Source organism: Paenibacillus sp. GCM10023250 (genome assembly GCF_042653205.1).
GTDB lineage: Bacteria > Bacillota > Bacilli > Paenibacillales > Paenibacillaceae > Paenibacillus_Z.
The window spans coordinates 159,642-171,522 of the sequence record NZ_JBHSHY010000003.1 but is presented as its reverse complement, the minus strand read 5'-3'; the positions used below and the strand labels follow the sequence as shown (position 1 = coordinate 171,522).

Here is an 11,881-nt window from a genome sequence, read left to right as displayed (position 1 = left end):
GGGGGATAACGAGGCTCGAAGCGTAACGAAGAGCAGCGAAGCGTCGAGTCGCGGCAGCGGAAGCGCCGCGAGGGAGGCAAGAGGCAGCCGGGAGACCGGCTGCCTCTTTGCCGTGCCGGGCTGCTTGCCGGCGAATGGCTTTAGGCGCGATCGCCAGCGGCCGCGGACGCACCGGCTGTCAACCGGGACACGCCAGCGTGCCGGAGCCGGAAGCAAAAACGCCTCTCCGCCCGAGTTGCGTTTCTTTTTTCGCCCGATATCAGGTATAATAAAAGGAGATGGATGACGGGTGGCAAAGGAGAATCGCGGTGAACGAGGCACAGTTAGTGATGTTGTCGAGGCAAGGCGACGAGACGGCCTTCAATAAACTGGTCGAGCTCTACAAGGATAAGCTGTTTCACATGGCGCACCGCATCCTGCGCAGCAAGACGGAATGCGAGGACGTCGTCCAGGAAACCTTCCTGAAGGTGTATCTGAACCTGAACCGCTTCGACGAGAACAAACGGTTTTCCACGTGGATCTTCCACATCGGCAAGAACGTATGCCTGGATTTGCTGCGCCGCCGCAAAACACCGCCCCTCCCGCTGGACCAGCCCGTAACGGCCCATTCCGACCAGCAGTTGTCCCTGCACGACGTCATTCCGCATGCGTCCCTGACGCCGGAAGGCCAAGTGATCGAGCGCGAGCTCGCCTCCACGATGGCCGGGATGATCGAGAAGCTTCCCGAGAAGTACAAGACCGTCGTGTACCAGCGCTACGTGCTGGAGATGTCCATGGAGGACATCGGCCGGGCGAACAACATTCCCGTCAACACGGTCAAGTCGCGCATCCACCGCGGCAAGGAGTTCATGAAGAAACGGTGGGGCAAGATGCTGGTCATCTACTCGCTGCTGCTGTTCAGCTTCTTTTGATCCATAGCCCCGGACTTTTACGAATAATGTTCAACAAGCGTGCAAATCGGCAACGATTCGGCACGCTTTTTTTGTGCGTCTGCCGAAGCCGGGGGATGGCAGGCGCCCAGCGCGGGAGACGGAGGCGGGAAACGGCGTTCTTAGGCGTGTCTAACCGCGGGCTTCGCAGCTTAATCATGCAGCCGCGCATCCTCGCGGAATCGGCCCGGCGGCACCTTCATCAGGTCGCTGAACGTCCGGGTGAAGTAATGCACGGAGCCGAAGCCCGTCGCTTCCGCGATCTCCTTGATCGAGCGGTCGGTGTACCGCAGCAGCTCGGCCGCCCGGCGGATCCGCTGCTTGCGCACGTACAGCGTGTACGATTCGTGCACGCCGGAGGCGAACAGCCGCGACAGGTGCCGGGGCGAGATGCTGACCTGCGCCGCGACCTTCTCGAGCGAGAGCTCTTCGTCGCCCAGGTTGTCGGTGATGAACAGCTTCGCCTGCTTCAGCAGGACGGAGGCGCTGCGGCGCGGCGCGGTCCGCTCCGGCTGCGCCGGCCTCACGAAGACGGAGGGCAGCGACTGCAGCAGCGAAGCGGCGAGCGGCGTCAGCACCGATTCCGGCAGCGACGCGGCTTCGCCGGAACGGCGCAGCAGGGCGCGCCACAGCTGGGCGGCGGCCAGCTCGTCGCCATCCGGGACGACGACCGTCTCCGCCGCGGCGAGCGCCTGGAACGCCGCCCGCGCCGATTCCGAGCTTTCGCTCTCCTCCAGCTCGAAGGCGACATACAGGATCGCGAGCTCCGGCTCGCATTCGATGTAGTGCGTGATGCCCGGCCGGGAGCAAAACAGCGTCCCTTTGGTCAGCGGATACAGCGTGCCGTCGTCGAGGTAGGTGCCTTGGCCGCCGAGCACGTAGCAGATCTCGAAGAACGAATGCTTGTGCAGGAAGTTGGACATGAGATGCTCGCTCACGCCCCAGTAATGGACGGTGAACACGGCATCGTCCGTGCGCAGCCGCAAGGCGAACTGGTTGAGCCAGCTGTCGGTTTCGTTCCATAGGTACATCGCAAGAGCGCTTCCTTTCGCCTAAAGTTGTCCTCAAACGACAAAAACGTGGCCTCTCCCGCTAAAGATCAAAAAGCCTTGAATTCGCTACAATAAAGCCATAGGAAAGCGATTTCGATATGAGGAGGCTACGAGGATGATTAAACCACAAGACGTCGATTTTTACAATGAAGAGGGTTATCTGCTCGTCAAGGGCGTATTCAATCCGCAGGAAGTCGAAGAGATGCGCACCGCCGTCGGCAGCATCATCGATCGCGCCGCGAAGGCGAACCGCGACCACAACGCGCAGTGGCAGGGCGATTTTCTCCCGCCGGAAGAGCTGAAGAAGCTCGTGCTGAAAGGTTTCCACGACGTGCACTACCATGACGCGGCGTTCTTGCGCGCGCTGGTGCACCCGAACATGACGGCCGTGCTGTCGCAGCTGATCGGGCCGAACGTACAGCTGCATCACTCTAAGATGCTCGTGAAGCCGCCGGAGAACGGCGCCGCGTTCCCGATGCACCAGGACTACCCGTACTTCCCGCATGAGAAGCACACGATGCTCGCCGCGAGCGTGCACCTGGATGACGCGAACATCGAGAACGGCTGCCTCCACGTCATTCCGGGCTCGCACAAGCAAGGGCCGCTGGCGCATGTCGGCCGTCATTACCTGAATGCGAAGGAATATCCGGTGTCCGAAGGCTTGCCATGCATCGCGGAAGCGGGCGACGTGCTGTTCTTCAACTACTTGACAATTCACGGCTCCCCGCAGAACCGCAGCGAGCGCAATCGCCGCAACGTGCTGTTCCAATACCGCAGCGCGACGGATTTCCCGACGACCAAGGAGCATTTCGACTGGGGCATGGGGTTGATGGTATGCGGCGAGAACCCGCATTTCGACAAGGTACATCCCGAATATACGATCGTGTAAGACGCGGACTCCGCAGCGAGCGAGACCGGCAGGGAACGACAGTTCCCGGCCGGTTTTTTTTGCGTGCCGTCATGCCGCGAGCCGTCCGGCCGCAATCGCGCTCTTCACATGGATTTCATGTAGCTTTGCTAATGTGAATGGCGATAGACGATACAGGGAAAGAGGTGGAGCCCCATGGAACGCTCAAGCCTGAAATTAATGGCGGCCGCGATGCTGATCTCGGTCATGCTGTCGGGATGCGGGGCCAAGGACGACTCGCAATCCGGAGGTGCCGGGCAAGCCGCGAACGGGGCGAGCGCGGGACAAGCCGCGGCGCAAGGCGAGGAAAGCGGCGAGGAAGGCGGCGCGGACGAAGCGCAGCAGCCGGACCGGACGGCGGATTATTTCGCGAAAGTGGTCAGCGTGTCGGCGGACGCGATCGTCGTGCAGAAATCGGCGACGCCGCCGGCAGACATGCCGTCGTTCGGCGGCCGGGGCGGCCAGCGTCCGCAGGGCGGCGGCGGCGCGCAAGGCCAAGGCGGCCAGCGGCCCAATTGGCAGGGCGGCGGCCGGACGAACGGCGACGGCGCGCCAGGTCAAGGCCAAACGGCGGGCGGCCAAGCCGGGGACGGCCAAGACGCGGCGGCGGGCGACGGCCAAAGCGGCGGCCAGGCCGGCGGCAGCCAAGGCCAAAGCGGCGGCCAGGCCGGCGGTCAAGGCCAGGGCCGCGCTGGCGGCGGACGGTTCGGCGGAGGCGGGTTCATGAACGCGATGAAGTTCGAGGACGCGCAGACGACCGTTCCCGTGAACGCCGATACCCGGATCGTGAAGTTCGGCCGCGGGCAGAACGGCATGACGACCGACGCGATGAAGGCGACCGATCTTAAAGCCGGCGACGTGCTGATGGTTTGGCTGGGCGCCGACAGCAAGACGGCGGCGTACATCCGGCTTCAATTCAATCCGGCTGACAGGGGCAACGCGGGAAAGGCAGGTAACGGACAATGAGAAAATGGTGGCTGCTTGGCATCGGCGCGCTGATCGTCGCCGCGGGCGTCTTCTATTATATGAAGCGCGACACGAAGGCGGAGACCCCGGCACCGGCCGTCCAGACGGCGCGCGTCACGAAAGGGACGATCGAAGTCAGCGTCAGCGGCACGGGAAGCCTGGCGCCGGTCGACAAAGCGACGGTCAAAGCGACCGGGCAGGGCACCGTCGGCAAGGTCCAAGTGGCGGAAGGCTCGGTCGTGAAGAAGGGCGATGTTCTCCTGACGGTCGAAGGCGAGGACAACAGCGACAAGATCAAGTCGGAACAGCTGAATCTGGAGAGCCAGCTGCTCGATCTGTCGGACGCGCAGAACAAGCTGAAGACGGCGGCGGACGACGCCAGCATCGATAGCATCAAGCTGAATTTGAAGAAAATGCAGCTGCAAATCGACCAGACGCGCGAAAACATCGCGGAGCTGCAGGATGCGGAAGCGGGCAGCACGATCACGGCGCCGATCGACGGCACGGTGACGACGCTGAACGTGGCGGAGGGCGACTCGCTTAATCCGTCCGCGGAGCTGATGGATATAGCCAATTACGCGAAGCTGGAGATGGTCGTCGGCATCGACGAGCTCGACATCGCGAAGGTCAAGAAAGGCCAGACCGCGAGGATCTCCGTCGAGGCGCTGTCCGACAAGACGTATACGGGCAAGGTCGTCAAAATCGCCGACGAAGGCACGTCGAGCAACGGCGTCGCGTCGTTCGACGTGACGGTCGCGCTGGATAAGGCGGACGGCCTGAAGAGCGGCATGTCGGCCGAAGCGAGCATCGAGGTCGAGAAGAAGGATAACGCGCTGATGCTGCCGATCGACGCGGTGCAGTCGCTGGGCGGCCGGTACATGGTATTCGTGCCGTCAACCGGCACCGGTACGGATGGCACGGGCGCGGCAGGCGGCCAAGGCGCAGCGAGCGGCCAAGGCGCAGCGGGTGGCCAAGGCGCAGAGGGCGGCCAAGGTGCGGCGAGCGGCCAAGGCGCAGCGGGCGGCTACGGCGGCCGGGGGCAAGGCGGCTCCGGCGGAGGCTTCGGCGCCGGCGGCGGATACGGCCGCGCGGGCATTAACCGCAGCGGCGCCAGCGGCGCGAACGGCCGCTTCGGCACCGGCACGCCGAGGATCATCACCGTCGGCATCCATAACGAAGACTACATCGAAGTGCTCACCGGTCTCGCGGAAGGCGACCGCGTCATTCTGCCGACGGTCGCCGCGTCTTCCTCTTCGAGCCAGCAGCGGGCAAGCGGCCCCGGCGGAGGCGGCTTCGGCGGCTTCGGAGGCGCGGCCATCGGAGGCGGCGGCTTCGGCGGCGGAGGCGGCTTCGCGGGCGGCGGTTTCCCCGGCGGCGGTGGACGCACCTCCACGCGCGCATCAGGCGGAGGCGGCGCCGCCGGCGCGGGCGGAGGGACGCGCTGATGGAAGCGGCACGCGCACCGCTCATCCGGATCGAGACGCTGTCGAAGCTGTACAAGATGGGCGGCGAAACCGTCCACGCGCTGAACGGGATTTCGCTGCGCGTCGAGCACGGCGATTTCCTGGCCATCATCGGTCCTTCCGGATCCGGGAAATCAACGTTGATGAACGTGATCGGCTGCCTCGACGCGCCGAGCTCGGGCAAGTATTGGCTGGACGGCGAGGAAGTGAGCCGGCTGCGCGAAGGCCGGCTGGCCGAGATCCGCAACCGGAAGATCGGCTTTATATTCCAGGGCTTCAACCTGCTCAGCAAGCTGTCGGCGCTCGAGAACGTCGAGCTGCCGCTCATCTACCGCGGCGTGCCGGCCAAGCAGCGCCGCGAGCAGGCGATCGAGGCGCTCGCCAAGGTCGGCCTCGAGAGCCGCGTCAAGCATAAGCCGAGCGAGCTCTCAGGCGGCCAGCAGCAGCGCGTCGCCATCGCGCGGGCGCTGGCGGGCAATCCGCCGATCCTGCTGGCGGACGAACCGACGGGCGCGCTCGACACGCGCACGGGCGCCGAGGTCATGGGCCTCATGCAGGAATTGAACCGGCAGGGGCATACCATCGTCCTGATCACGCACGACATCGCCATATCCAAGCAGGCCAGACGTGTCGTTCGCATCCAAGACGGCCAAATCAGCGAAGAAGGCGGTGACAGTCGTGAATATTGGGCAAGCCTTCAAAATGGCGGGTAAAAGCATCCTGGCGAACAAAATGCGTTCCCTGCTCACCATGCTCGGCATCATCATCGGCGTGGCCGCGGTCATCGCGCTCGTCGGCGTCGGGCAGGGCACGACGAAGCAGGTCACCGACCAGGTGCAGAGCCTCGGCACGAATCTGCTGACCGTCAGCATCACCGGGCGCGGCTCGAAGACGACGCTCGATTACAAGGAAGCGGAGGACATCACGAACACGCCCGACATTGAGTACGCCGCACCGTACAACCAGCAGAACGCGACCGTGAAGAACGGCAGCAGCAGCACGAGCGTCAGCGTCGTCGGGACGACGGCCGACTATATGGACGTCAAGGATTACAGCCTGGCGCAGGGCCGGTTCGTCGCGCAGATCGACCTCGACTACTATCAGAAGATCGCGGTGCTCGGCTCCACGACGGCGGCCGACCTGTTCGGCACGACCGACGCCGTCGGCCAGTCGTTCCTGATCAACGGCGTGCGCTACAAGGTCGTCGGCGTGCTGGCGGAGAAGGGCAGCTCGCTAACCGGCTCCAACGACGAGATCGTCATCATCCCGATCACGACCTCCGAGCGGCTGTTCAAGTCCAAGGGGGTCAAGTCGATCAACGTGCAGGTGGCGGACGCCAAGAAGATGGACGCCGTCATGGCGGAGCTCGAAGCCGCGCTCGGCAAGAAGTTCCGCGGCGACACGAACAGCTACCGCGTGTTCAACCAGCAGGATCTGCTCGACTCGTTCGGCAGCATCTCGGATACGCTGTCGCTCGCGCTCGGCGGCGTCGCGGCGATCTCGCTGCTCGTCGGCGGCATCGGCATCATGAACATCATGCTGGTGTCCGTCACGGAGCGGACGCGGGAGATCGGCATCCGCAAGGCGATCGGCGCGAAGAAGCGCGACATCATGATCCAGTTCCTGATCGAATCGATCGCGCTGAGCGGCCTCGGCGGCCTGCTCGGCATCGGCATCGGGCTCGGGACAGCGGAGCTGCTGGAGAAGTTCGCGAGCATGACCGTCGTCGTGTCCGTCCCGATCATGGGCCTCGCGTTCGGCTTCTCGGTATTCATCGGCGTCGTGTTCGGCCTCTTTCCGGCGAACAAGGCGTCCAGCCTGCGGCCGATCGAGGCGCTTAGATTCGAATAAGCGCGCGGCGCCACCGGCGGCACGCAGCTTGCGTCCGGGCGGGCGTCACCCATCCGCGAATCCGGCGGCCGGCGGGGGATTATTCCCTCGTCAGGCCGCTTTTTCGCGTTCGGGGCGGGCGCCATTTTTAGCTATCCGGCCGCGTTAATTTTATATTTACGGGCTGACGGCCCTCCTATAGAGTAGGGGGGAGAAGGCTTATTCCTACACGTAAAGAGGTGCTTCATGAAGTCGAAATTCACGTATACCCCGCCGGCCAACGGCTATCCCGAGTGGAACAACAACCCGGACATTTTCGAGCTGAACCGGATGAAGGCGCATGCGACGCTGATCCCGTTCGCCTCCGTCGAAGAGGCGCTGCAGGGCGACCGCTCCGCGTCGCGCAGCCGCTTGTCCTTGAACGGCACGTGGAAATTCGCCTTCGCCGAGAATCCGGCATCGCGCATCGCCGACTTCTACGCCGACGGCTACGACCATTCGGACTGGGCCGATATTCAGGTGCCGGGCCATTGGCAGCTGCAGGGCTACGATTATCCGCAATACACGAACATCCGCTATCCGTGGGAAGCGTCGGAGGCGCTCGTGCAGCCGTTCGCGCCGACCAAGTACAATCCTGTCGGGTCGTATACGCGCACGTTCGAGGTGCCGGCCGAATGGGACGGACAGCCGGTGTTCATCAGCTTCCAGGGCGTGGAGTCCGCCTTCTACGTCTGGGTGAACGGCGACCTCGTCGGCTACAGCGAGGATACGTTCACGCCGGCCGAATTCGACCTGACGCCGTACCTGCGTCCGGGCGCGAACAAGCTGGCCGTCGAAGTGTACCGCTGGTGCGATGCGAGCTGGCTGGAGGACCAGGATTTCTGGCGGCTGAGCGGCATTTTCCGCGACGTATACCTGTATACGGTGCCGAAAGCGCACATCTATGATTTCTTCGCGGTTACGGAGCTCGACGGCGACTACCGCGACGCGGAGTTGAAGCTGCGCGCGACGATGCTGAATTATTTCGCGCAGGAGCTCGGCACGGTAACCTTCGAGGCGCAGCTGTACGACCGGAACCGCCAAGCGGTGCTGCCGCAGCCGGTGACGGTGTACGCCGCGATGGGCAAGGACAGCGAGGAGCTGGAGATCGAAGCGTCGGTGAACGTCGCGAACCCGCTGAAATGGAGCGCCGAGCACCCGAACCTGTACACGCTCGTGCTCGCCCTGAAGGACGCGGAGGGCCGCCTGCTCGAGACGGTGAGCAGCCGGATCGGCTTCCGCAAGTTCGAGATCAAGGATAAGCTGATGCTGATCAACGGCAAGCGCATCGTCTTCAAAGGCGTCAACCGCCACGAGTTCTCCAGCCGGACCGGCCGGGCGCTCGGCTACGAAGACATGCTGACGGACGTCAAGCTGATGAAGACGCATAACGTCAACGCGGTGCGGACGTCGCATTACCCGAACAGCCCGCTCTGGTACGAACTGTGCGACGAGTACGGTCTGTACGTCATCGACGAGACGAACCTGGAAACGCACGGCAGCTGGGAATACAACTCCCCGGTGCTGAAGCCGAATTTCGTGCCTGGCAGCGACCCGGCCTGGACGGCCAATGTGCTCGACCGCGCCAACTCCATGATGCAGCGCGACAAGAACCACCCGTCCATCCTCATCTGGTCGCTCGGCAACGAATCGTTCGGCGGCGATAATTTCATCCGCATGCACGATTTCTTGCGCGAGGCGGATCCGTCGCGGATCGTCCATTACGAGGGCGTCACGCAGTGGCGGCCGTCCGATGCGGCGACCGACGTGGAGAGCCAGATGTATACCCTGCCGGCAAAAGTGGCGGAATACGGCGCGCATCCGAATTCGCCGAAGCCGTTCATTCTGTGCGAGTACAGCCACGCCATGGGCAATTCGTGCGGCGGGCTGCATCTGTACACCGAGCTGTTCGACACGTATCCGCTCTTGCAGGGCGGCTTCATCTGGGATTGGATCGATCAGGCGATTCAGACGACGAACGCGGACGGCGTCGCCTACCTCGCGTATGGCGGCGATTTCGGCGAGCAGCCGCATGACGGCAATTTCTGCGGCAACGGCTTGATCTTCGCGGACCGCACGCCGTCGCCGAAGCTGCTGGAAGCGAAGCGCTGCTACCAAAACGCGGACGTGACCGCCATCGATCTGAGCCGCGGCGTCGTCGCGCTGCGGAACAAATTCCTCTTCACCGACCTGAGCGCGTTCGCGCTGCGCTGGTCCGTCGCGTTCGACGGCATCGAGGCGGCGAGCGGCAGCCTGGACGCCGCGGCGGCGCCGGGCGAATCGGTTGAAGTCGTAATTCCGCTTCCGGAGCGGACCGGTACGGCAGGCGAAGCCGTACTGACCGTGAGCCTGCACACCCGAGCGGATTCGCCATGGGCGGATGCCGGCCATGAGGTTGCGTTCGGTCAGTTCGTGCTGCCGGAAGCGCCGGGCGGCGCGGTGTCCGTCGGACGCGCGGACATCGGTTCGGGAACGCTGGGTGCCGCCGAGGAAGGCGGCCGGCTCGTCGTGCGCGGCGAAGGCTTCTCCGCCGCTGTCGATCTCGCCCACGGCGGCCTCGTCTCGTACATCGCGAACGGCACGGAGCTGATCCGCGGCGCGCTGGCGCCGAACTTCTGGCGCGCGTACACGGATAACGACCGCGGCAGCAAGCAGCACGAGCGCAGCGAGACCTGGCGCTCCGCCGGCGAGGAACGTGCGCTTCGCAAGCTCGTCTGGGATGCGCGGCCGGACCGCGTCCTCGTGCGCGCGGCCTTCACGCTGCCGACGACGGTAGAATCCCGCTGCGATGTGACGTACCAGATCCGCAGCGACGGCGCGATTGAGGTCGGCCTGCAGCTCGAGCCGGGCGAAGGCTTGCCGGAAATTCCGGAAATCGGCCTGATGCTGACGATGGACGGCTCGTTCGATCAATTGGCCTGGTACGGAAAAGGGCCGCACGAATCGTACTGGGACCGCCAGCACGGCGCCAAGCTCGGACGATACGCCGGCACCGTCGCGGAGCAGTTCGTGCCGTACCTGCGCCCGCAGGAATGCGGCAACAAGGTCGGCGTCCGCAGCGCCGAGATCGCAAACGGCCGCGGAGCGGCGCTCCGGATCGCAGGCGAGCCGCAGTTCGAGCTGAACGCGCTGCCGTACACACCGCAGGAGCTGGAGGCGCACGACCATGTCTACAAGCTGCCGGCCAGCGGCAAGACGGTCGTCCGCATCAACCATAAGCAATCCGGCGTCGGCGGCGACGACAGCTGGGGCGCGAAGACGCATCCGGAGTTCGTGCTGCACGCGAACCGGACGTACGCGTTCCGCTTCACGCTGCAGGGCATCGCCGAATAAACGGAACGAAAAAAAGCGCCTCCGGCGCGGACCGCATACTTGCGTATGCCGCCCGCCGGGGCGCTTTCTTCATGAACGGTACCCATTGGATGACTTTGAGGAGCGCGTGTGTCTCGCGCAGGGAGCCGATGCGGTGGCGCGAGGGGCGTACGCTTGTCCCAGTGCGGGCGCGGCTGCTAGTCGATGACGACGCCTTGGCCGGCTTCCAGCCCTTTGACGACCTCGACCTGATCGCTCGTCTTGAGCCCGGTCTCGATGTCGACTTCCTTGACCCGGCTGTTCTCGATCGTCTCGACGTAATCACGGCCGAACATCGATTTCAGCGCATCGCGCGGGATGATGAGGACGTTCTCCCGCTTCTCGATGAACAGCTTGAAATCGGCGTAGGCGCCGATCTGAATCGGCGTGCCGGGATTCTTCAAGGTGATGACGAGTGACCTGGCATTGCGGCGGTTTACTTCGTCGTCGCTGCTCTTCGGCGCGGTCGCCGGCGTCTGCACGACGGTGCCCTCGTACGCCTTCTTGTCCAGCGTGAGGGAGACGGCCCTCCCCTTCTGCACCGCCCGGAGCTTCGCGGCGTCGGTAGCTTCGTAGACGAAGTGGACCTTGCCGGGGTCGGAGATGACCGCCATCGCGACGTTGGCCTCGACCGCCTCGCCCGGCTTCATGTCGTTCAAGTACGTGACCCGCCCGTCCGCAGGCGCGAACAGCATGGCTTTGCGGTACTGCTCCTTCAGGGCGTTCAGCTGCAGCTGCTCCGCCTCGAGGTCGATCTTCGCCAGCGAGACCGCATCCTCGCCCGCCTGCTGCTTGACGGCGTCCTGATAGCGGATGGTGCGCTGCTCGACGGTCAGTTCCTGCAGCTTCAGCCGCATCGGCAGATCGCCGGTATCGAGCTCCGCGATCGGCGCGCCCGCTTTGACGGTATCGCCTTCGGCGACGTACAGCTTCTTCAGGATTCCGCCGGATTCCGCGAACGAGACGGTCCGGTTCTCCTCCGATACGGCCGTGGCCGTCGAGGACAGGTACAGCTCCAGGTTGCCGCGGGTGACGGGTTCCGTGACGTGTGCTTCCGCCTTGCTCGTCAGCGCGGGGGGATCGAGCGGTTCTTCTTCGCTCGGCAGCAGCGAACAGCCTGCCAGCAGCGACAGCGCCGCGCAGAAGGCGGCGGCCCGGGCCAGAGAAAGGCGGCGGCGTTTGGTAGTCGTCGGGTAAGCCATAGACTGGAAGGTTCTCCCCTCGTCGTAAAATAAACGGCATACTTTATTTGACAAATTAAGCTGATTCAAGCATAAACCGGGACTAGTAGCGTGTCAATGTGCGCGCTTCCATTTTGTTCGGCGGCGAGGCATGGGAATGGCG

At 64.2% G+C, this 11,881-nt stretch carries 9 protein-coding genes; 7 read left to right on the top strand and 2 right to left on the bottom strand.

Translation table 11 applies throughout. The features are described 5' to 3' along the window. The first annotated feature begins 308 nt into the window (after positions 1-308). A complete protein-coding gene (locus tag ACFPB1_RS05290; RefSeq protein WP_379222665.1) occupies positions 309-911 on the top strand; it encodes a sigma-70 family RNA polymerase sigma factor in 603 nt (200 codons plus the stop codon). Positions 912-1,081: 170 nt separating this feature from the next. Here ACFPB1_RS05290 and ACFPB1_RS05285 read toward each other — a convergent pair whose 3' ends face one another. Next, positions 1,082-1,960 carry an AraC family transcriptional regulator gene (locus ACFPB1_RS05285; RefSeq protein ID WP_379222663.1) on the bottom strand — a complete coding sequence of 293 codons (879 nt, stop codon included), beginning with the start codon at positions 1,958-1,960 and terminating at the stop codon, positions 1,082-1,084. A gap of 136 nt (positions 1,961-2,096) precedes the next feature. On the opposite strand from ACFPB1_RS05285, the gene ACFPB1_RS05280 reads away from it, so the two are divergent. The 6 genes from ACFPB1_RS05280 (at position 2,097) to ACFPB1_RS05255 (ending at position 10,519) form a co-directional block, all read left to right on the top strand. Then, on the top strand, positions 2,097-2,870 hold the full coding sequence (locus ACFPB1_RS05280) for a phytanoyl-CoA dioxygenase family protein (protein WP_379222661.1): 774 nt from the start codon (positions 2,097-2,099) through the stop codon (positions 2,868-2,870). Positions 2,871-3,044: 174 nt separating this feature from the next. After that, the gene (locus ACFPB1_RS05275) at positions 3,045-3,854 is read left to right on the top strand and encodes a hypothetical protein (protein WP_379222658.1); all 810 of its coding nucleotides are present in this window, start codon (positions 3,045-3,047) and stop codon (positions 3,852-3,854) included. Then, positions 3,851-5,299 (top strand): efflux RND transporter periplasmic adaptor subunit, encoded by a 1,449-nt coding sequence (locus ACFPB1_RS05270; protein WP_379222656.1) that lies wholly within the window; start codon positions 3,851-3,853, stop codon positions 5,297-5,299. Before ACFPB1_RS05275 ends, ACFPB1_RS05270 begins: the two co-directional genes overlap by 4 nt. After that, positions 5,299-6,030, top strand: coding sequence for an ABC transporter ATP-binding protein (locus ACFPB1_RS05265; RefSeq protein WP_379222654.1), 732 nt, complete (start codon positions 5,299-5,301; stop codon positions 6,028-6,030). Before ACFPB1_RS05270 ends, ACFPB1_RS05265 begins: the two co-directional genes overlap by 1 nt. Then, a complete protein-coding gene (locus ACFPB1_RS05260) occupies positions 5,996-7,168 on the top strand; it encodes an ABC transporter permease (protein ID WP_379222651.1) in 1,173 nt (390 codons plus the stop codon). Before ACFPB1_RS05265 ends, ACFPB1_RS05260 begins: the two co-directional genes overlap by 35 nt. A gap of 225 nt (positions 7,169-7,393) precedes the next feature. Beyond that, positions 7,394-10,519 carry a glycoside hydrolase family 2 TIM barrel-domain containing protein gene (locus ACFPB1_RS05255; protein WP_379222649.1) on the top strand — a complete coding sequence of 1,042 codons (3,126 nt, stop codon included), beginning with the start codon at positions 7,394-7,396 and terminating at the stop codon, positions 10,517-10,519. A 176-nt stretch (positions 10,520-10,695) separates the two neighbouring features. On the opposite strand, the gene ACFPB1_RS05250 is transcribed toward ACFPB1_RS05255, so the two are convergent. Next, positions 10,696-11,739 carry an efflux RND transporter periplasmic adaptor subunit gene (locus tag ACFPB1_RS05250; RefSeq protein ID WP_379222647.1) on the bottom strand — a complete coding sequence of 348 codons (1,044 nt, stop codon included), beginning with the start codon at positions 11,737-11,739 and terminating at the stop codon, positions 10,696-10,698. Positions 11,740-11,881 lie beyond the last annotated feature (142 nt).

Coding starts and splice junctions, on each gene's coding strand:
- ACFPB1_RS05285 (WP_379222663.1), bottom strand. CDS start 1,960: ATGTACCTATGGAACGAAACCGACAGCTGGCTCAACCAGTTCGCCTTG.
- ACFPB1_RS05280 (WP_379222661.1), top strand. CDS start 2,097: ATGATTAAACCACAAGACGTCGATTTTTACAATGAAGAGGGTTATCTG.
- ACFPB1_RS05275 (WP_379222658.1), top strand. CDS start 3,045: ATGGAACGCTCAAGCCTGAAATTAATGGCGGCCGCGATGCTGATCTCG.
- ACFPB1_RS05270 (WP_379222656.1), top strand. CDS start 3,851: ATGAGAAAATGGTGGCTGCTTGGCATCGGCGCGCTGATCGTCGCCGCG.
- ACFPB1_RS05265 (WP_379222654.1), top strand. CDS start 5,299: ATGGAAGCGGCACGCGCACCGCTCATCCGGATCGAGACGCTGTCGAAG.
- ACFPB1_RS05255 (WP_379222649.1), top strand. CDS start 7,394: ATGAAGTCGAAATTCACGTATACCCCGCCGGCCAACGGCTATCCCGAG.
- ACFPB1_RS05250 (WP_379222647.1), bottom strand. CDS start 11,739: ATGGCTTACCCGACGACTACCAAACGCCGCCGCCTTTCTCTGGCCCGG.